Origin of the sequence: Bremerella alba (genome assembly GCF_013618625.1) — a bacterium.
In the GTDB taxonomy this organism is placed as follows: domain Bacteria; phylum Planctomycetota; class Planctomycetia; order Pirellulales; family Pirellulaceae; genus Bremerella; species Bremerella alba.
The window spans coordinates 183,559-203,518 of record NZ_JABRWO010000011.1 but is presented as its reverse complement, the minus strand read 5'-3'; the positions used below and the strand labels follow the sequence as shown (position 1 = coordinate 203,518).

Annotated in this window: 18 protein-coding genes and 1 other RNA gene; 14 read left to right on the top strand and 5 right to left on the bottom strand. The window is 55.4% G+C overall.

The annotated features are described in order from the left end of the window. Positions 1–3: 3 nt before the first annotated feature. Together HOV93_RS26225 and HOV93_RS19310 are read left to right on the top strand one after the other, a co-directional pair. Positions 4–138, top strand: coding sequence for a hypothetical protein (locus tag HOV93_RS26225; RefSeq protein ID WP_261358635.1), 135 nt, complete (start codon positions 4–6; stop codon positions 136–138). A 190-nt stretch (positions 139–328) separates the two neighbouring features. Beyond that, a complete protein-coding gene (locus HOV93_RS19310; RefSeq protein WP_207398173.1) occupies positions 329–1,345 on the top strand; it encodes an alpha/beta hydrolase family protein in 1,017 nt (338 codons plus the stop codon). Here HOV93_RS19310 and HOV93_RS19305 read toward each other — a convergent pair whose 3' ends face one another. Then, positions 1,346–2,155, bottom strand: coding sequence for a TVP38/TMEM64 family protein (locus HOV93_RS19305; protein WP_207398172.1), 810 nt, complete (start codon positions 2,153–2,155; stop codon positions 1,346–1,348). Positions 2,156–2,551: 396 nt separating this feature from the next. Between HOV93_RS19305 and HOV93_RS19300 the strand changes: the two genes are divergently transcribed. From HOV93_RS19300 to HOV93_RS19290, 3 genes are all read left to right on the top strand, one after another. After that, positions 2,552–3,427, top strand: coding sequence for an alpha/beta fold hydrolase (locus HOV93_RS19300; protein WP_207398171.1), 876 nt, complete (start codon positions 2,552–2,554; stop codon positions 3,425–3,427). 310 nt (positions 3,428–3,737) lie between these two features. After that, positions 3,738–4,529 carry a hypothetical protein gene (locus HOV93_RS19295; RefSeq protein ID WP_207398170.1) on the top strand — a complete coding sequence of 264 codons (792 nt, stop codon included), beginning with the start codon at positions 3,738–3,740 and terminating at the stop codon, positions 4,527–4,529. 26 nt (positions 4,530–4,555) lie between these two features. After that, complete coding sequence (locus tag HOV93_RS19290; RefSeq protein ID WP_207398169.1) at positions 4,556–5,164, top strand: hypothetical protein; 609 nt, start codon at positions 4,556–4,558, stop codon at positions 5,162–5,164. A gap of 63 nt (positions 5,165–5,227) precedes the next feature. On the opposite strand, the gene pyrF is transcribed toward HOV93_RS19290, so the two are convergent. The 4 genes from pyrF to HOV93_RS19270 all read right to left on the bottom strand — a co-directional run bounded on the left by pyrF (position 5,228) and on the right by HOV93_RS19270 (position 9,490). Beyond that, positions 5,228–6,154, bottom strand: a complete 927-nt coding sequence (pyrF, locus tag HOV93_RS19285) for an orotidine-5'-phosphate decarboxylase (RefSeq protein ID WP_207398168.1) — start codon at positions 6,152–6,154, stop codon at positions 5,228–5,230. 95 nt (positions 6,155–6,249) lie between these two features. Next, positions 6,250–6,462: a hypothetical protein gene (locus HOV93_RS19280; RefSeq protein WP_207398167.1), complete on the bottom strand. Its 213-nt coding sequence runs from the start codon at positions 6,460–6,462 to the stop codon at positions 6,250–6,252. Positions 6,463–6,933: 471 nt separating this feature from the next. Further along, entirely contained in the window at positions 6,934–7,119 is a 186-nt protein-coding gene (locus HOV93_RS19275) for a hypothetical protein (protein ID WP_207398166.1), read from the bottom strand. 112 nt (positions 7,120–7,231) lie between these two features. After that, on the bottom strand, positions 7,232–9,490 hold the full coding sequence (locus HOV93_RS19270) for a HEAT repeat domain-containing protein (RefSeq protein ID WP_207398165.1): 2,259 nt from the start codon (positions 9,488–9,490) through the stop codon (positions 7,232–7,234). 399 nt (positions 9,491–9,889) lie between these two features. Here HOV93_RS19270 and HOV93_RS19265 point away from each other — a divergent pair, with 399 nt between their 5' ends. The 9 genes from HOV93_RS19265 (at position 9,890) to HOV93_RS19225 (ending at position 19,893) form a co-directional block, all read left to right on the top strand. Next, complete coding sequence (locus HOV93_RS19265) at positions 9,890–10,759, top strand: alpha/beta fold hydrolase (RefSeq protein WP_207398164.1); 870 nt, start codon at positions 9,890–9,892, stop codon at positions 10,757–10,759. A gap of 266 nt (positions 10,760–11,025) precedes the next feature. Further along, positions 11,026–11,121, top strand: an RNA gene (gene ffs, locus HOV93_RS19260) — signal recognition particle sRNA small type. Between the two features lie 502 nt (positions 11,122–11,623). Then, a complete protein-coding gene (gene dnaX / locus HOV93_RS19255) occupies positions 11,624–13,396 on the top strand; it encodes a DNA polymerase III subunit gamma/tau (RefSeq protein ID WP_315853439.1) in 1,773 nt (590 codons plus the stop codon). 177 nt (positions 13,397–13,573) lie between these two features. Further along, the gene (locus tag HOV93_RS19250; protein WP_315853438.1) at positions 13,574–13,921 is read left to right on the top strand and encodes a YbaB/EbfC family nucleoid-associated protein; all 348 of its coding nucleotides are present in this window, start codon (positions 13,574–13,576) and stop codon (positions 13,919–13,921) included. Between the two features lie 57 nt (positions 13,922–13,978). Then, positions 13,979–14,578: a recombination mediator RecR gene (gene recR / locus HOV93_RS19245; protein WP_207398162.1), complete on the top strand. Its 600-nt coding sequence runs from the start codon at positions 13,979–13,981 to the stop codon at positions 14,576–14,578. A 254-nt stretch (positions 14,579–14,832) separates the two neighbouring features. After that, complete coding sequence (gene rpoN, locus HOV93_RS19240; RefSeq protein WP_207398161.1) at positions 14,833–16,311, top strand: RNA polymerase factor sigma-54; 1,479 nt, start codon at positions 14,833–14,835, stop codon at positions 16,309–16,311. A gap of 444 nt (positions 16,312–16,755) precedes the next feature. Next, complete coding sequence (locus tag HOV93_RS19235) at positions 16,756–17,886, top strand: hypothetical protein (protein ID WP_207398160.1); 1,131 nt, start codon at positions 16,756–16,758, stop codon at positions 17,884–17,886. Between the two features lie 82 nt (positions 17,887–17,968). Further along, complete coding sequence (locus tag HOV93_RS19230; RefSeq protein WP_207398159.1) at positions 17,969–19,141, top strand: transporter; 1,173 nt, start codon at positions 17,969–17,971, stop codon at positions 19,139–19,141. A gap of 20 nt (positions 19,142–19,161) precedes the next feature. Further along, positions 19,162–19,893, top strand: a complete 732-nt coding sequence (locus HOV93_RS19225) for a C39 family peptidase (protein ID WP_207398158.1) — start codon at positions 19,162–19,164, stop codon at positions 19,891–19,893. Positions 19,894–19,960 lie beyond the last annotated feature (67 nt).

Sequence of the window (19,960 nt, the reverse complement as noted above, 5' to 3'; positions counted from 1 at the left end):
CTCATGGCATATGGTCTCGTAGGACTTGTCGTTGTCGTTTTAATCGCCGGTCTACTACTGAAAAGTGTCGCTGTCGGCGGCCTCGGTGGTGTCTTGTTGCTAGTCGTGCTAGTCGCGCTGCTTTCAGGATACGCCTAATAGGCCGATACCAAAACTCGCGAAATGAAAAAGAGCCGCACATTTTTGTGCGGCTTTTTTTGTGTCCAGGCATTAAGCCATCTACCCCTTCTCAATTCTTTCTCCAGATTTTGTGAAACCTAAACCCCGGAACTTGGGTTTAACGAGATGAACCCACTTTTCGACGACTTCTACTCCCGGGGGAAATTTGATGGCTGCTAGTTCTCGTTCGACCAGACTCACTTGCGCGTTTTGTTCTTTGCTGCTGATCGGTGTCGCGGCCGGGTCGCTAAAGGCCGAGCCTTACGATCCGTTGCAAACCACGCAGCGTGTGACTTCCGAGACCTTCACGCTGACCGATGCCAAGCGAAAACGTGAGATTCCTGTCCGTTTCTATCTTCCTCAGGAAAAAGGACCGCGGCCGGTTGTTTTGTTTAGTCATGGCCTGGGTGGGTCGCGTGATAACAGTGGTTACATCGGCAAGCACCTGGCTGGCCGCGGGTACGTCTGTATTTATCTGCAGCACCCTGGCAGCGATATTTCGATTTGGCGTGGCTGGAGTGCGGCCGATCAGAAGGCCAGCCGCGAGTCGGCTTCCAACCCACAGAATTGGGTGCTGCGGATCGACGACATCAAAGCGGTGGTCGGTGCGCTGCCGGAGTGGAACGCCAAGCAGGGGCATCCGCTGCAAGGCCGCGTCGATACCCAACGCATCGGTATGTCAGGCCATTCGTTCGGCGCGTTGACCACGCTGGGAATTGTCGGACAACAGTTTCCCATGGTCCGGCGATCGTTCGCGGTACCGGAAGTTCGTGCGGGCATTTGCTACAGCCCTTCGATCATGAAGGCCGGTAACCAACAGCGTTCGTTCAGCACCATCAATCGCCCAATGCTGCTGATGACCGGCACCAAAGATGACACCGCGCAAGGGACCACGGCCGAGATGCGTCGTCAGGTCTATCCGGCCATGCCCACGAGTATCGATCGATACGAACTGGTGCTCGACGGCGGAACGCACTTTGCCTTTAGCGAAAATAAGGTTCGCCTGGCCGGCATGGGTGATGGGGAAAGAAACCCCAACCACCACCGCGTTATTGTGGCCCTGACGACGGCTTTCTGGGATACGTACTTACGCGACGACGCCGAAGCGAAAGCGTGGCTGCAAGGTAAGAGCCCTCGACAGGTCATGGAAAAAGGAGATGCCTGGCAGTTTGCCACGGCCAACTAGCTACCGCGCCGGCTCGGCTTGTTCGGCTTCCGTTTGACCGCACGCCTGGTAATAGTTCAGCCCCAGGCGAATCAGCAGCGGTATGACGCCCATCGCCGTGATCCCTAGCATCAGTTGCCACGAGATGACCGACGTGACCCCTTTGTCGGCGATCGTTTGCAGACTCGGCAGCGAGCCACCGATCCAGACGAAGACGATCAGCACCGGTAACATGCTCAGCTGGCTGACCCACCAAAACGTTCTCAGTTTGATGGTCGACAACCCCATCACCAGGTTCACCAGCACGAAGGGAATTTGCGGGATCAGGCGCGAGATAAACAGATAGAATGCCCCGCCGTCGGAAAGCTCGGTCTGAAACTTTTCCATCGTACCATCGAGCCAACGTTGCATACGTCGGCGAAAAAAGTAACGGCTGGCAAGAAACGTCAGGACGGCCCCGGCGGTAGACCCGATGCTAGACAAAATCAAAGCTGGGACGAAGTCGAAGAACCAACCCACAACGATCGTCATCACCGCGGCCAAAGGCAACCCGATGGCGAAACCCACCGTGTAGACCACAAACACTATACCATACAGCAGATAGGGGTGATCGGATTGAAAGGACCGTAGATTGCCTTCTTGGCTGGCCAAATAGTCGAGCGAAAAGCAATCAGAACACTGCCACGCCGCGACGACCACCAGCACAGCCACCCCGGCCACCCACGCTGCGCGATAGGCCCAAGTCTTCAGCCAAGGGCTGGATTCGATCTGCCGTGGCGATGGCAATTGATCGCGTGCTTCTGCGTCGAGTTGGTCTTCTGCCGTATCCATGCGTTTGCCTTGTGGGTGGGGGGCTTTCTGCCCGGTCAGGCCCTATACAGCAAGCGTCATGCCGGTTTTAAGAAGTTTCACCAAAGCTTAAAGCAAGCAGCCAACCCACACCACGTTCACCGACCCCGCGTTCATCGGTGTAATCTGCGGTCAGGCCTCTTCTTACGTTAATTCCATTTGCCTACGAGAAGCCGACGTTCGCCTTAAAACTGCGCGGCACGCGGTGTGCTGCTTAATCGTTCGGACTGCGTGCTTTGAAAGCCGCTGCAGAGGAAGCCGAACGTGTTCGTAGGAACTTTCCGCAACGATCGGACACGAACCCCTTGAGCTTGTCGCCCCAGGCAAGCGCTGGCTGCTTCAACCCAGAACTATGAATCCCCCCCAAGGAGAATCTTGATGAATATTGAAACGTTCCGCGACCGTCAACAAACCATTTCGCTGGCCGGCATCGTGCGAGAACCTGTTGAGGTGGCCTACACCGACCTGGGCGACGGGCCGCCGCTGTTGCTGCTGCACGGTATTCCGACGTGGTCGTTTCTCTTTCACGAGATGATCGACGAGCTGGCCAAGGATTATCGAGTGATTGCCCCAGATATGATCGGCTATGGATTTTCCGACCATCGCGATAACTTTGATCGTTCCATCGAAGTTCAGGCCGACATGATCGAACAATTTCTCGGGCACCTTGATGTTGCCAGCGCGCACTTCGTAGCCCACGACATCGGTGGAGGCGTGGCGATGATTCTCGCCGATCGCTCGCCAGAACTTGTGCGCTCGATGGTGCTTTCCAACAGCGTTGCCTACGACAGCTGGCCGATCGAAGAGATGCTATCCCTGGCCCATCCGCGCAATGCCAAGATGAAGCCAGAGGAGATGAAAGAGCTGCTGGAAGAGACCTTCGAGGTGGGCTTGTCTCGCCCGGAACGACGGACCCAGGAATTCAAAGACGGGGTGATGACCCCTTACCTGCAAACCGACGGGATTGTCAGCCTGGTACGAAACGCGTCTAGCTTGAACACCAACCACACCACGCCGCTCACGGCAAGCCTGAACAAGATAACGCAACCAACGCTGCTGCTATGGGGCGAGGACGACCAATGGCAACCGATCTCGACCGCCAAACGCCTGGTACAAGACATGCCAGACGCCAAACTGCACGCAATTAAAAACTGCTCGCACTGGGTCCCCCAGGACGCCCCAGAAGAGTTCACCCAAGAAACGCTCCGCTTCTTGAACTCGATCGAATCGGCGATCTCGCAAGCGGCGAGGTGATGCCCGTGCCGGCGTGGTCGTTGGTTGCCTGGGCGGCAGCGGAACACGTGCGACTATCAGTGTTATGCATGGTCATTCGTATCATCTGCTTGATTGGAACTGGTTCGTGGCACTCGCCTTCATAAGCAAGCGAAGCGAGATCGGCCACGTGGTTCACATTTAATGTCGCAACATGCTCCACCCCATAGGGCGTTTGCCCAACTACTTATAATATCAACTAACTTCTTTACTTTTCTCCGTGTCGTGATATACACAACTCACAAGTCGTTTGCCATCCACCTAACAGCTTCTGCAACGAGGACTTTCTCCCTTGAGCGCCAATCGGAATGTTGAGAAACGGGAGTCAAACACTTACCTTTTTTTGTGGAAGCTATTCGGCATTGCTACTGTCGGTGTAATAATGCTCATAATCTCAGAACTTGTGAGTGGTTACGATTGGATTCTAGCAGTTGTAAATGCGTTAGGCAGTACGATCGTTGCTTCCGCAATCATTACGGGTTTCTGGGAACTAGCCGCGAAGCGAAGGTTCGCAGATGAGTTGCACTCTCTCGCCGGAATTGATGAGTCCGTTCGCCGCGCTGGGATTGTCGATGTCACGATGAAGTTTCGAGACTTAGATTGGGAAAGTTTTTTCCAAAACCACATCAGGGTAAGCCTTTTCATTTCCTACGGCCAGACATGGCGGAACAATTGTCGGGAGTTAATAAAGCAGTTTTTGTCAAAGGAAGGAAATGAAATGCGTATCTTTCTACCCGATCCTAACGACGACGCTGTCATGACCGAACTAGGGCGTCGATTCGGAGTGTCGGCAGAAGAAACTTCTAAACGCATAAAAGATTCGTTGGAGGATTTCATCTCCATGGATCCGAAAAATAATCTCAAAGGACGTCTTCAGCTATTTTTTGTGAAGGAAATCGCACCGCTTGCAACTTATTACGTATTTGACAATATCGCGATCATCGCTAGCTATAATCACGCCCGCGATAGACAACCCGTTCCGGCGATCGTAGTCAAGAACGGAGGTGATCTATATGATTATGTGATTGCTGAAATGAATCGGATTAGTTCGGAGGCATCTCAGCATACGCAAACGAATGAATAGCAAGTTCAGCGAAAAGAGACAAGGCAATGGAGTTTCGTATTTGTGACGGAGACTTGGATCCCGATGTTTTTGAGGCTATTTCTCAGGAAACAATCGTCGCTTGTGATTCGGAGACATCTGGACTCGATTGGCGTACCGAAGAGATTGGACTTATTCAGCTCTACACGGAGAAGTCGGGACCTATTCTGCTTCGGCCTTCCGGCGTAATACCGATTCGATTTATTGAACTACTTGAAATGGATTCAACTCGCAAATTGTTCCACCATGCAATGTTTGACCTTCGTTTCATTGCAAATCGATGGACTTGTAGTCCTATGAATATTAGCTGTACAAAAGTCCTAGCGAAACTAGCTCACCCCGGAGACAAGAATTCGTTAAAAGAGCTACTTGATTGCTATTGTAATATCATCATTTCCAAAAAGATGCAGGTGTCCGACTGGACCAGTGAAGACCTGACTGGCGACCAACTCGAATATGCTATTTCCGATGTGTATTACCTTCCCTTGCTAGAGAAGAAGCTGCTGGAGAAACTTAGAAATGAGCATTTATTCGAGCTAGCTCAGAAGTGCTGTGACCATATTCCCACTAGATTGAAACTGGATTTGGGCGGCTACCCAGACGTTTTCGCGTATTGATTTCGTACCAGTTCGTGCTCTGATCCTTTCGGCCGTGAGATACCCCAGCCAGTGGCAGAGGCTTTACCCTTTCAGCTTTCCTGCCGAGGTCTCGGCTTGTAGGTCGGCGATCATCTCGAGCGTGGCGTCTTCTACGGCGCGTTGCCATTGGGTTGGTTCGTACTTCGATGCGTACGGTTCGCGCGAGTAGGCGAAGATGATGCCGCGCGAGTTGTTCACGATCGCCCCCAGGCCGGCATCATTGAAACCGCCGGCGACGTCTTTTGCACCGCCGCCTTGGCTGCCGTAGCCAGGGACCAGAAACCATGTGCTGGGCATCGCTTCGCGCAGCTCGGTTAGTTGGTCGGGGTAGGTGGCGCCGACGACCGCGCCCACGGCGCCCAGGCCGCACTCGCCAATGGTCTGCTTAGCCAGCGCTTCAACGTGCGCGCCGACGTGGCGATAGATAGGCTGGCCGTCGACCTCCAGGTCTTGCAGCATCTTGCCGCCGGGGTTGGAAGTTTTCACCAGGCAGAACAACCCGGCATCGTTGGCGGTGGCCGTCTCGACAAATGGGGTCAGGCTGTCGTCGCCCAGGTAAGGGCTGATCGTCAGGCAGTCGGCTTGCCAGGGGCTGTTGGCGCCGAGCATCCCTTTGGCGTAGGCGGTTGCGGTCGAGCCGATATCGTTTCGCTTGGCGTCGAGAATAACCAACAGGCCTTTCTCGCGAGCATACTGAATCACTTCGGCCAGCACGATCATGCCGGCTGGGCCCAGTTCTTCAAAGAAGGCCGACTGCGGTTTGACGGCCGGCACGTGCTGACAGACGGCGTCGATCACATCGCGGCAGAACACCAGGTACAGTCCTGCTTTGACCTTGGGATCGTGCGTGCCGCGATGCTCGCCGAGTAGGGGCTGCGGCAACGATTCAAACCGAGGGTCTAAGCCCACCACGACCGGGGCTGCCGTGCCAACGATGCCATCGCGAAGTCGATCCGAGAAATTGGCCATTTCCTGCTACCTTTCGTGTTCAAAACGAGTCCAGAATTAAGAGGTTAAACCGGATGGCCGCATGACGAAAGGGACCCTCCGGTAGCTTTGCCAGGTTAGACCATCTCGGTCGCGGCCGCGCAGCTGCAAATGACTGCCCGGACAAGCGGACTTTTATCGTCGGCATTTTGCTGGTTGTACCCGTGGGCATAGCTTTGGGCGACCCTCTGAGAAATCCCTGAGATAAGAATTTTTGCGTTTTCCTGGCCTGGTTTTCCTTCGAGTTCAATCACCATCCACCGGTTGGGTGACGTTCGCGTGCTGATCATTACGAGTGCCTTCACTAGCGGTTTCGCAAGTTGCATCAAAACAAACCGGCATCCTTGCCGAGCGCGGCATCCCCGCCGCGGTTCCTTGTGAACGAGCGCGCAGCTTTCCCCCACCTCAAGAACGAACTGCCTCGAAGCAAGCCACGCTTTGCCTATGTCGAAGAAAATAGGCATCGTCCACGGTCTCGATGCAAACCGGCCGATCGCCAGATCGGACTTGGAAAACTCTTCGTATCACGCAAGACCTAGTGTACAGCAGTAGTGTACATGCGCCCACCATCGCGAACATCTTGTGCCAGCAAATCAACCGGGGCACAACGCGGACACGGTCGGTCGAAGGACGGGACATCAGCAACCACTAATGGCCCCCAGAGACGCGAAACTAGAACGCGATGGGCCACTGGCCGCAAGCGGCTAGTGCCTGCGACATCCACCGTAAGAGGACATCGTTATCGTGGGCACTTCGGTCCCTTAGCGAGCTGCCTGGGTGGCGACAAACACCATGGTAAAAATACCGAACCAAGTTAGACCCATGCACACTTTTTGCGGAAGCAGAAACTTCTGGCCCCGGCTGTGTTGCAAGAGCCCAAAGCCGCCAAGGCCGCAACAGGCAGTTCCGAAGATCAGAAGAAATAGCGTGAGAAGAAATGTGGCCATGGGGGGCTTCTGGTGGGAAATTGGTGATGCAGGGTGAGATTCAAGGGAGTTCGGCAACATGGTAATTGCCGTATGCCGGCAAATCAACAGACGGTCTGCCGTGCTCGCAGGCTCAGCCTAAGTCCACCGGAAGTTCCTGCGCGGCCAGATCTTCTTCCCCATCGGTGAACAAACGCAGGTACGTGGCGCGGTGATATTGGTAGCTTTCAGCGAACATCTTTCGGTCGGAAAGGTATTCGCTTTCCTGGAAGTCTTTGCGGGTGTTGGTCAGGCATTTAATCAGCAGCTGGCGCGCTTCGGTCTGGTCGCCGCGGTTGTACCAGATTTCGGCCAGCATGCTCATCTCTTCGCAGCGGTAATAGCTTTCCATGCCATCGCGTATCTTGACGAAGAACGGCTCGGCGATGTCACCGTGACCAGCCAGGAAAGCGGCGCGGCCCAGCCTGCCGTAGCCCAGATTGTGCTGCCAGTGGGGTTCGAAGGCTTCGATCAAGCCGACGATCTCGGCCTCGCGGCTGTCCGCTTTCAAAGCGTCGACGTACACATCGAAACCCTCGCCCAGAATGCCGAACGAATCGAACGCCTCTTCTTGAACTTCTTCACTTGCCTGACGAGCCGCCAACAGCAGCCGCTGGTACGTTGCAATGACGGCAGCGTTTCGCTCGACCTGCTTGGCATCGGTCAACAACTCGATGTAGCGTTCGAAATGCCGGGCCAACATGCTATGGCTTCCCAACTGCTTCTTTTGGTCAGGCGAACTCGCATCGGTCGCAACGTCGAGCAGTTTCTCGTAAGCAGCAAGAAACTCTTCCGGCGTCCGACTGGGTGCTTTGTCCCTCAGGTAGCTCTTCCGGTTGGGCACGTTTTCGAAGCCTAGCAGTTGATGGCCAACGTGGATCTTCAGAAGCACACTATCAATCGTTTCGTTCGGCTGCTCGTCTTTCGGATACCAGGTGCTACGCGGACCATCGAGCACAACACAGCCATCTTGACCTGCGAGCTTGGCAGTTGCCACGGCCACAAACCGGGCAGGAATGTTCAGCTTCGGCGAGACCTCGGTAACCTGCGTGATGGTGGGGGCCTCGAGCGGATCGCCGGTCCATTGGCTGAGCATTCCGGCGTACTCGTTGGGATCGGTCACTTCGTGTTCGTCGATCAGCTCGGCGTTTTCCATTTCCCAGTAAGCATGAATCGCATAGACATCCTCAGGCGGGCGTTGATCCATTTTGTAGCAGAAGAAACACCACGTCATGCTGCCGACCAGCCCGCAATCGACGTCGTCCTCCTCGAGGCCCGTTTCGTCGTGTAGCGTATAACGAATCAACCACATCGGCTGCGGCTGACCCTCCGGCGGCCAGGCAATCTGCCGGTGATCGACTATCTCGAGCGAGTCGGGCGCTCGGCCAAGTTCATTGGGATGAGACAGCCAGTTCGAGAACTCGGCCTTCGCTTGAAACGCTTCGTCCTGGGCATCGCTGGGAATCAATTCGGCTCGATCCAGCTCTTCCAGATAACGCTGGGCCATGTCGCTGTGATTCACGTCCAGACAAAACTGAGCCAGCACTTTCAAACCGGTCTCGCGGCCCAGCTTGCCAGCCGCCCAGGCAGCTTCCAACTGCACGCCCGAGTCGGCGTGATCCATGGCCAAAGCCAGAAGCTGGTCGCGTGCCGGGTTGCTGATAAACGGCAGCGCGGCCGTCGCGCTGTGGGCATAGCTGAACTTCTCGGGGTCGGTATCTTGCAACCATTGCGTTAGCATCTGCGTACCCCCAGGCGAGTCGAACGGATGCTCTTCTAAAGTGCCATGGATCGCAGCCCCGTTGGCGCTATCTAGCAGACCGATCGCCAGAAACCCCGACGGCAGCGGATCGCTGAGTGCCTTGAGAACGAAGTCGCGCTGTGGGTGATCTTCGGAAAAGGTCGACAGAATGACGTGCCACATATAAGCATCGCAGTTGATCTCCATCTGGGCGGCCTCAACAATCTTCTGCGCGCCCTCGAACGAGCCATACATGGCCAGAATCTTCAAGACGTACAGCAGGTCGTCGATCTCTTCTTCCGAGGCGTCCTCCACGATTTCATCGAAGATCCGTATCAGCTCCGGCAGCCCTTCTTCATACAGCACGTCGAACGCGGGGCACTGCTTGCCGTCAACATCTTGAAACAGCCCGGTCAATTCGTGCAGCGGCGTCGAAAAATGTCGGGTATTTTGCGATCGATCGCCCGGTAACGTTTCCAGGGCACGGCAGACAGCCAGGGCATCGTTCTTGGAACTAATCACATAATCATCGAGGCCGCGCAACTCTTCTACCAAATCACCGCCTGGCTTAAGGCCACGCTTGAGGGCACGACGCAAGGGACTACTGAACACGGGGGCTTGCTCCTGGGATACTGACAGTCTGCCTGATCTCGCGAAGTGGTTGCCTGGGCGCTACCGAGTTGGGCACCTGCTTCGCTTGGCGACATTTTGCCAAAATAGAAGGAGGAACGCTATTGCGCCTCGTGGAAAGGTGATGATCGCTGCTGGGCCGATGCCTGTCGGTTGTTAGGTAAGCAGCGGTGTGCGGCCAAGGCTCGGCGGCCTGCGTGGGCAAATATTCGAATTTGAGCAATCACTTCCGACAAATCGGCTTGAAAGATCGCCGGAAAGGGGAACGACAACCTCTGAGTCACATCATTGCGTTGCTTGGATACAATCGTGATCGCCCGTGAGAATCACGGCGGTGTTCGTGGCATGTCTTTGGTGGATACCAAGGAATTGGAGTGAGCGATGAAATCTTGCCTTTTTAAGACGGAAGCTGGTCGCGACCGCCTTGATCAGTGGTACGAGCGATTCTTGGCGAAGACGGTTCCTCCTGTGGATTCTGTTTTCGTACCAACGCGTCATGGAGAAAATCACGTACTGGTCGCTGGCCCTGAAGATGGACAACCGCTGGTCGTATTGCATGCGATGCGGACGGGGGCCTCATTTATTCTGGCCGAGCTAGGCCCATTGCTAACCCAATATCGTGTCTACGCACCCGACTTGCCAGGACACTCAGTCCGAGGGCTCGATATGCGTCTTCCTTTAACCGATGATTCGTCCGCCGATTGGGCTGCCGATGTGATGGATGGCCTATGCTTAGATTCCGCCCATCTATTGGGAGTCAGTTGGGGAGGATATATCGCACGAGCCACGGCTTCCCAAAGGCCGGAACGGGTGAAGCATCTTGCGCTTTTGGTACCAGCGGGCATCGCCAATGGCTCTCACTTGACCGGCCTAATGAAAATGGCCTGGCCCATGATCCGCTATCAATTTAGTCCCAACGATGCCAATCTTCGTCGTCTGTTGTCCCCTCTAGTATCAACATGGGACGATGACTGGGGCAATTTCATCGGCTGCGCGATTCGCGACCTAAAGATGGATCCACGAATTCCGCCAATCGCCACAGACGAGAAATTAAAGAATCTACCGATGCCGGTTCTCGCGATCGTCGGAGAAGAGGATATCTCGTTCCCAGGCAAACTGATCGAGCAGCGTTTGCGTACTCTGTTGCCGACCGCTGAAATCGATGTTCTACCCGACTGCAAACATTGCCCACCTACGACGCCCGAGTTTCGCCAATGGTTGGGAGAACGATTAACGAAGTTCTTTGTTTAGACGCAGCAGGAACGAGTGCAATAGTTGCTTTTATTCACAGCCGCCTTTTCTTCTTCCATCTGTTTATCACGCAGCCGAAACTACTCATCGATAATCAGCGAGAATATCAAGAATCGATCATTTTCTTTCATCTCAGTAATTGCTGACATCTCACTATTCTGAATATTGGTTTGCAAATCCCAAGCAACCATTTAGGGGCATACCCCAAGCCCCCTTTGACAACAGCCCGCTCTCCCGGTAGCATAACTCGTTTTCCCTGACTGTCTTAGAGCGACCCTCGCAAGGGGAAATTCGGCAACCTGGTCAGGCCTTAATTGGAGCAGCCACACCTGGAGGACTCTTGTGCGAGGGTCACTCCAAGATAGTTGGGGAAAAAACGAACAACGAGTTGAGACTGCTTTCGAGCAACCCTCGCAAGGGGAAGTTTGGTAACCTGGTCAGGCCTTAACTGGAGCAGCCAAATCTTGGCGACTCTTGTGCGGGGGTTCCTCCAAAGCAGTCCGATGGGTTGCCGATGGTCGAAATGCTTTGCGTGGTTCCGGCTTTTTATGCCGGGATCCTCGATAAAGCGGACTGGCCGCTAGTCAGTGGAGTCGGAAGCAGTGATTACGTTTCACCTGCTTCCATCCGAACTCATGAGCCGCTTGTGGCCTACGGCCACCCAGAAATGAATTTCTGGGGCACCCGTCGGGATACACGTGCGACTTGCGGCGTTTTATTCGTGGCTGCGGCTACGGTTGATTTGGCTCGTCTTGTGCGTCAAACTGCATTCGCGGCCCGTGTTTGGGTGGCGGTGTATCTGGCGAGACCGACGTTCTTCGGCTCGGAAACTCGAAGAAAGTCCTTAGCCGGTTGAGAGGGATCGTGGCTGAGCAAAATAGTTCTCCCGACTACCTGGTGGTTGCCAGGCGTTATCGCCCGCAATCGTTTGGCGAATTGGTCGGTCAGCAGCGTGTGGCAACTGCGCTGGGTAACGCCATCGAGCGAAACAGGGTAGGGCACGCCTATCTATTCACCGGGGCTCGCGGGGTCGGCAAGACTTCGTCGGCTCGGATCTTCGCCAAGGCACTCAACTGCGCTAAAGGCCCTACGGCCACGCCCTGCAACGAGTGCGAGATTTGCGAAAGCGTGACCGCTGGCGAAGACGTCGACGTGCTTGAAATCGACGGTGCGTCCAATCGCGGTATCGAAGAGATTCGCCAACTGCGGGCCAATATCAACGTTCGCCCCAGCCGCGCACGCTTCAAGATCTACATCATCGACGAAGTGCACATGTTCACCAAGGAAGCGTTCAACGCGCTGCTGAAAACCTTGGAAGAACCGCCGGAACACGCCAAGTTCATCTTCTGCACGACCGACCCGGAACGTATCCCGATCACCGTTCTGTCGCGCTGCCAACGGTTCGATTTCGGTGGCATCTTGCCAGAAGACATCGTCGGGCGGCTGCGGCACATTGTCGATACCGAGCAGGTCCCCGCCGACGACGAAGCGCTCAAGTTGATCGCGCGGCGTGCAAACGGCTCGATGCGAGACAGCCAGTCGCTGCTGGAACAAATTTTGGCGTTCGGCGATTCCGAAATCACTGTCGAGTCGGTTCATCGCTTGTTAGGTACCGCCGACAATCAACAGATTATCGATCTGGCCGGTCAGGTTCTTTCGTCTGATGCGGCCAATGCGTTGCAAACGGTTCACTCCGTCTTTACCGAAGGCGTCGACCCAGGCCAACTGCTGGAGCAACTGCTGCGTTTGTTCCGCGACCTCATGGTTCTTGGTTCTGGTGGTTCACCAGATTTGCTGCAAACGATTTCGCCGGGCGCGGTCGATCAGGCAAAGGGCATGGCCACTCAGGCCGGCGTGGCCAAACTGCTCGCCGCAGTGCAGTGCTTAGACGAAACGTTGGTTCGACTGCACCGCAGCACCTACGGTCAGGTACTCGCCGAAGCGGCGGTCATTCGTATCTGTCAGCTAGACGACCTGGAAAGTTTGGGCTCGTTGATCGCCACGCTCAAAGAAGGTGGGGTCCCCGCGAAGTCGGCTCCGACTGCTGCGCAAGGGGCTGCACCTCAAAAAAAAACGGCTGAACACCCCGTAGAACGGCCGCCGGCTCCCGATACGATCCCCATTCGCCCGGTTGAACCGCCACCCACTCCACCCTCGATGCCGGCCCCCGCACCGAGTGACTCTCCGGCTCCGACAGACCCCATCCCAGCCCCCAAACTGGTGATTACCGAGAAAAACGTCCTCTCGGTATGGAGAAATATCGTCGAAGATTTGCCGGGGCTTACCGCGGATTTTGCCCGGAAGGGGCACGCAGTAGCAATTTCTGGGCCAAATCGTCTAGTCGTTGATTTTTTCTCAACGTATAATTCGGCTGTCGAAGCTTTGCGACGGCCTAAAAGCCAGGAAGTTCTGGAGAAGGCTTTCCGCGAGATGTGCGGAGACACTTATGCGATCGATTTTCGGGTATTGGAAGATCCCAATGCCGCACGAAAAGCCGATTCCCACATGACCCCCGAGCGATCGGCTCAAGAGGGTCGTCTAAAAGCTCGACTACTGGCCGAACAGGAACCCTTCGTCCAAAAGGCGATGGACCTGTTCGACGGCGAAGTGACTGGGGTCCGCGACCCGGACGCCTAAAGATTTTTTTCAGAACCTGGCACGCTTTTCGCACGTAAGGGAAGTTTCGGCCTATGGCTGAGCTAAACTTTGCGCGTGTCCCTGCGGTGTTTCCGATGATTAAATGACACCCGCTATTTCGGAAGCGTCTGAGGGGACCGGAATGTGTCGCACTGTTTCACTGAAAAGGAGATGTCCGTGTTCAAGAACCTTGGCAATATCGCTGGCATGATGCAGCAGGCTCAACAAGTGGGCCAGGAAATGAAGGCCGTCCAGGAAGAACTTCGCAACAAGCGTGTGAAGGGAACTGCCGGCGCCGGAATGGTCGAAGCGATCTGCACGGGACACGGCCAGCTGGTCAGCATCACCATCGATCCGAAACTGATCGAAGACGGCGACAAGGACCTGATCGAAGAACTCATTCCTCAGGCCGTCAACGATGCCCAAGCCAAAGGCAAAGAGCTTCATCAAGAGATGATGCAGTCGGTAACCAGTGGACTGAACGTACCAGGCCTAGATCAAGCACTGAGCCAGTTCGGCCAATAAGATTTGTTGCTTTCGGAAAGCAACTCAAACAACAACATAATAGAAGGAGCTAGGTGAATGGCGCAGCTGACTGAATCGGTGGTTCGATTAATCGACCAGCTTTCCAATCTGCCAGGCATTGGTCGGAAAAGTGCCGAGCGCGTCGCCTATCATCTTCTTCGCGTTGGCAAAGAAGAAGCCCTACAACTGGCAGATGCAATCCGCGACGTGAAAGAAAACGTTCGGTACTGCAGCCAATGCTTCAATTTGTCGGAAGGGGACCTGTGCACGATCTGCAAAGACCCCCAACGCGACGCGTCGGTACTGTGCGTTGTCGAACAACCGCGCGACTTGATCGCGCTCGAACAGTCTGGCGTGTTCCCTGGTTTGTATCATGTCCTGCTGGGGCGTATCGCTCCGCTGGAAGGTATCGGCCCGGACCAACTGACCATTGATGCCCTGGTCTCGCGCGTTGCTCAAGGAGACATTCGCGAAGTGATCATGGCGACCAATCCGACAACCGAAGGAGACGGCACAGCGCTGCATATTTCGAGCCTGCTTGCCGAGTTCTCGGTTAAATTAACCCGTTTGGCCCGAGGCGTTACCGCTGGTAGCGTTCTCGAATTCGCCAACAAGGAAGTGCTTGCCGATGCCATGACTGGCCGGCAATCACTTTAATCCCACTTGGGGTGATTGAGAGTTTACTGCTGGGTGCCCAGAGATTTCTCTGGGTCGGCAACGCCGACAAGCGGCTCTTGTATGGACGTAATTGAAGATAGAAACGATCTATCTTGTTCATGCCTGATGCATTAGCTGCTTGTGGTCTGCGACCACCCAGAGATGAAACTCTGGGCCATCCTACTTAGCTGAAAGCTGATGACGCAGTCTTCACTTTCAGCACCCCACTTCCCAACAGCTACGGAATCATTCCCATGAGAATGTCGTTCGGTCTTGAGCAGAAAATGGCCCAGAAGCAAGTTCTGGCCCCACGGATGATTCAATCCATGGAGATTCTGCAACTGCCCGTTCTGGCCCTGCAAGAGAAGATCGAGCAGGAAATGAACGAAAACCCGATGCTCGAGGTTCAAGAGCAGGAAGCAAGCGAATCGGAAGATTCCTCTCAAGAAGAATACGAATCGAACACCGAGACCGAGGAAGAATTCGTCGTCGAAGACGGCAAGGACAACGTCGACGACTTCGAGCGTCTGTTGGAAATGGACCAGCAGTATCCCGACACGTTCGACGAACGCCCGCAACGTTCTTCCGGTCAGATGGAAGAAGACGCCGAGCGTCGGATGGACGCCTTGGCAAACGTTCAATCGCGCCCAGAAACGCTGCAAGATCACCTCGATCATCAACTGTACGAATTGGCCATTGAGCCCCTGGTGCGCGAATGGGCCGAACGCATCATCTCGGCGCTCGACAGCAACGGTTATCTGACGACAAGCCTGGAAGATTTATTGCCGGCCGATTCCGACGAGGAACTGAAGGACACCGCCCAGGAAGCATTGCATGTCGTGCAATCGCTGGAGCCAGCCGGCGTCGGGGCCCGTGACCTTCGCGAATGTCTGCTGTTGCAAATCGATCCGTCGCGGATGTTCTTCGACGAACTTCGCACGTTGATCATGAATCACCTGGAAGACCTCCGCGACAATCGTCTTCCCCAAATTCAAAAGTCGACCGGCTTCTCAATCGAACGCATTCAAGCCGCCTGGAGCGAACTTCGCCGCTTAGATCCCAAGCCTGGTTCGATCTATAACGACTCGCACGTGGCGAATGTGATTCCCGACCTGATGCTCGATATCGACGAAGATGGCCGATACGTCGTTCAGGCCGAAGATCGCGACATTCCTCAGCTTCGTATCAGTAACTACTATCGCGAGCGTCTTTCCAGCCCGACGGCCACGCGTGAAGAGAAAGAGTTCATCAAGCGAAAGCTAAACGCAGCGCAGTGGTTGATCGACGCTATCATCCAGCGTCAAAACACGCTCAGCCGCGTCGCCCAGGCAATTGTCGATTACCAGAAGGACTTCATCGACAACGGACCCGAACACATCACGCCGCTGAAAATGCAACAGATTGCCGACCAAGTGGGCGTGCACGTAACGACCGTCAGCCGGGCCGTCGACGACAAATACATTCAAACCCCGCGCGGTATTTTTGCACTCAAAGCATTCTTCGCCGGTGGCACGGTGAATGAATCAGGCGAAGAGGTCACCTGGGATCAAATTCGTCTCCGCCTGCAGGAAGTGATCGACAACGAAGACAAAGCCAAGCCGCTCTCGGACGACGACCTGGTCAAGAAGCTCAAAGACGACGGCCTGAACGTTGCCCGACGTACGGTCACCAAGTACCGCAAAAAAATGGGCATCCCCAGCTCGCGCCAGCGGCGTGATTGGTCGAAGAAGTAAGGTCGCTGTGTAATCGTAAGGAACCGAGCAGCTCGAATCTCAGCAAGAACCTGGTTCACACATGGTGAACCAATAGTCGCTGCATTTTGGGGCGATACGATCCGCTTCTCTGCTCGCACTCTAGCAATCCTTTGCGCGCCCGAGCACTCTCGAGCCTGGGCCCCGGTCACTATGGCTTGGTCTGTCTATACCGAACGGTGGGGTTAGTCCGTTGGCAGCGGTTGTCGGTGCTACCAACATTCTTCTTATCGCTACCCCCTCGAAAGCACGATGCCTGAGAGGACGATTCTACGTGTTATGCTCGCTAGCACACCCGCAACGCTAGCACCGCATAGACGGGACGAAACGGTTCGTCTGCGTGAAAACCCCAATCGTTTAACAATGCATTCCGCTTGAGCATGGATTAGCTCGTCGGTTGTGGCGGTGGCTGAAAGGAATTCAGAAATGAAATTGCGTCACATCCCCTTAGTGATGTTTGCTTGGGTCTCGGCGACATCTGCCCTGTTGGCCCAGACGGACAATGTTTTCCGTCCGATCTACCTCGCTCAAGACCCCGAGCTGGCCCCGATGTCGTTCGAGAAGCTCGACAACTTGACCGCGACTCCCCAGCCGTATGTGGCCGAGTCGTGTGGTCCCGCTTGCGGTTACTGTCGCACCGGCTGGCGAGTGGGGGTAGAAGCGACCTTCCTGGCCCCGATGGGCGGCAACCAGGCCGGTTGGATTTTTGAAAACACGGTCGCCTCGACCACCGATAGTTTTTCGACGGATGCCCACGGTATCGATGGGCTCGTGCCGGCACCACGGTTGTGGGCTGGCTACGTCTGCGACAACGGGTGGGGCGTGCAGTTTCGTTACTGGGAACTTAATACCAGCTCGAACTACGCTGATCCTTACTTCTTATCCGGCGACACGTTCGGCTTCGCTTCCGGCACCAACCTGGAAATGTTTGCACTCGACCTGGAACTCGTCAAAGAGTTCTGCGTTGGCGACTGGAACATGGTCGGAACGTTTGGCTATCGACATGCTCAACGGGATATGAACGAAACGATTGGCTTCAACGGCGTCATTGCCCGGCCAGGCGGCTTGGGCGGCGGCAACGATTTCTTCACCGGTACCGCGTCGGGGATTGCTTCGTTTGAAGGGGACGGTGTGACGTTCTCGCTTTCCGGCTATCGCTGCTCGGACTGCTTCTGTGGCTTGCAATGGTTCTGGAACGCTCGTGGTTCGGTGTTGTCCGGCGACTCGTACGCCGGGGCACTGACGCATGCCCAACTGATCAGCCCTGGCGGCGACGCCAACCAAACCAACGGTGGCTATGCGGGCTCGACCGACACCATGTTTATCGCCGAGTTCCAGGTGGGTGCCCAGTGGAGCACACCGCTGAAGTGCATGGGGGGCCGTTTCTTTGCTCGCGGTGCATTTGAATATCAACACTGGGGCGAGATGAGCGGAGCGGCTGGTGCCACTTCGACCGTCGGTGAATTGAACGTGGGCGAACTGACGATGAATGCCTTGGCTCCGTCCGATTCGCTCGACCTGGTTGGTTTCGCCGTTTCGACGGGAATCGTTTGGTAACGCGGCACCTAGGCACACATTAAGGTTTCCAAACATGGAAGTTTCAAAGCCCCTAAAGTTCGCTTCCCGAAGGATCGACAAGATGCTGCGAACACCAGATACATGCCGCCGCCGTCGTTGGCTTGCAGGCTACGTACGCTCGGCGATGATCGCCGCAGCCATCGTGTTGACCGGGCAGGTAACTACCGCCGACGCCCAATGGGACTACGGTTCGTCGAACAATTTCCGCACCGATGACCCCCTGTTCGTCGCGTCGGACTTCGAGGATACGTCGCTCGTTTGGCGCTATGGCAACGGATCCATCATGCCGGTTTCCGCGATGCAGCAAGAGCCAGGGCCACTGCCGCCACCCTTGCCGCAAATTCCGGAAAATGGAAAAGTCGAACTGGTCGATCCGCCCACCAGTCAACAGCAGGAATATGGCGAACCGCTGGAAGACTTCAACGTCCAGTTTCTGCGCTCGGCCAGCGTCCTGTTGGATCCAGGCCAATGGCAAATGGATGTCGGCCTGGTCTATGCCAAAGCCGATTACGATTTTCCGATCTCGCTTAGTCCGTCCGGCGTTGCCCGGGCTGACATCCGCCGACGTTCGTTGTTTGTGCCGTTCGCACTGCGATACGGTCTGACCGATCGCATTCAGTTGTCCAGCAGTTTGCCGGTTGGCTGGTCGCACCAGGAATATTCGTCGCTAGGTCGATTCGATCAAACGAGCGATAGCGGTGGCATTGGCGATTTAGACCTCGGCGTGAACCTGCTTTGCCGCGAAGGCTGTTATGGTCATTCACCTGATGTCATCCTGAGCTTCGGATTGACCGCCCCGACCGGTGACGCCGAGTATGCCGTGAACGGGCTAACCCAAGCCACGCTTTCAAACGGCGTGTGGGCACCGTCGGTCCAGTTGCTGATGATTCAGCGTTACGACCCGATCATTTACTTTTATGGCATGGGTTATCGCTACCAGGCCAAGCGTCAGTTCAACGACCAAGATGTCTTCTACGGTCATCAGTTTACGTACAACTTTGGCGTCGGTTTCGCAGTCAACGATCGTATCACGCTGAGTACCGCATTTCTGGGGCTATTCCAAACCGAAACTCAAATCGATGGACTCGGCGTGCAAGGCTCGATGCGGGAACTGCTGCGACTTCGCTTTGCGGCAACCACCTATCGTTGCGGTCGGATTGTCGAACCGTTTGCTGAAATCGGCATGACCGAAGATTCGGCCGACTCTGTTATTGGTATCGTCTGGACGTTGTAACCGCAGTCGGAGAAACTCTCGTGAGTTACCCTATCATCAAATCGCTGATCGTCCCGGTCGTCACTGTGAGTGTTGTCGTGGCATTGGCCGCGACGGCTTCGGCCCAGACCCGGTCGCAATTTGGACCGCCGGTTCGTACGCATGACAACAACATTCAGGCCTACGCCCGGACATGGACGGCGATTCGCGATCAGAATGTCGTCAAGCAGCAGCGAGATTTTTCGTGCGGTGCTGCGGCCATGGCAACCCTCTGCCGGTATTACTGGGGCGATCCAGTCACCGAAAACCAGGTGCTCGGCGTCATTGAAAAGAACCTGACGCGGGAAGAGCTGGAGGAACGCTTTGAGAACGGGCTGGCCATTTCCGACCTGCGACTAGCAGCCGTGAAGTTGGGTTACCTTTCCACGATCGGTCGCTTGAGCATGGCTGAATTGGCCGACGTCAAGGTACCGCTGATCGTGGCGATTCGCCTGGAAGAAACCAATCATTTTGTGGTTTTAAGAGGCATGGCCAACGGCTGGGTTTTTCTCGCTGATCCGGCACGTGGTAACCTGCGTATTCCGCAATTCGAGTTCGAGCGAACCTGGATCGAGAATGCCGTGCTAGTGGTCGCCAAGAAAGGGAAGGCCAAGTCGGACATCTCACAACTAGGCGTGCGACACGAAGAAATGGCGCGCGGTTGGCTCGACGACCAAATCATTCGCACCTTTCCGGAAAAACCATTCCGAGTTCCGTTTCCCGCTTTCCCCTAAGCGGAGCAGGATCATCAAGAAAATAAAAACGGCCGCGTCGAGAACCTCGATGCGGCCGCTTTTGGTT

Coding starts and splice junctions, on each gene's coding strand:
- HOV93_RS26225 (WP_261358635.1), top strand. CDS start 4: ATGGCATATGGTCTCGTAGGACTTGTCGTTGTCGTTTTAATCGCCGGT.
- HOV93_RS19310 (WP_207398173.1), top strand. CDS start 329: ATGGCTGCTAGTTCTCGTTCGACCAGACTCACTTGCGCGTTTTGTTCT.
- HOV93_RS19305 (WP_207398172.1), bottom strand. CDS start 2,155: ATGGATACGGCAGAAGACCAACTCGACGCAGAAGCACGCGATCAATTG.
- HOV93_RS19300 (WP_207398171.1), top strand. CDS start 2,552: ATGAATATTGAAACGTTCCGCGACCGTCAACAAACCATTTCGCTGGCC.
- HOV93_RS19290 (WP_207398169.1), top strand. CDS start 4,556: ATGGAGTTTCGTATTTGTGACGGAGACTTGGATCCCGATGTTTTTGAG.
- pyrF (WP_207398168.1), bottom strand. CDS start 6,154: ATGGCCAATTTCTCGGATCGACTTCGCGATGGCATCGTTGGCACGGCA.
- HOV93_RS19280 (WP_207398167.1), bottom strand. CDS start 6,462: ATGATCAGCACGCGAACGTCACCCAACCGGTGGATGGTGATTGAACTC.
- HOV93_RS19275 (WP_207398166.1), bottom strand. CDS start 7,119: ATGGCCACATTTCTTCTCACGCTATTTCTTCTGATCTTCGGAACTGCC.
- HOV93_RS19265 (WP_207398164.1), top strand. CDS start 9,890: ATGAAATCTTGCCTTTTTAAGACGGAAGCTGGTCGCGACCGCCTTGAT.
- recR (WP_207398162.1), top strand. CDS start 13,979: ATGGCGCAGCTGACTGAATCGGTGGTTCGATTAATCGACCAGCTTTCC.
- rpoN (WP_207398161.1), top strand. CDS start 14,833: ATGAGAATGTCGTTCGGTCTTGAGCAGAAAATGGCCCAGAAGCAAGTT.
- HOV93_RS19235 (WP_207398160.1), top strand. CDS start 16,756: ATGAAATTGCGTCACATCCCCTTAGTGATGTTTGCTTGGGTCTCGGCG.
- HOV93_RS19230 (WP_207398159.1), top strand. CDS start 17,969: ATGCTGCGAACACCAGATACATGCCGCCGCCGTCGTTGGCTTGCAGGC.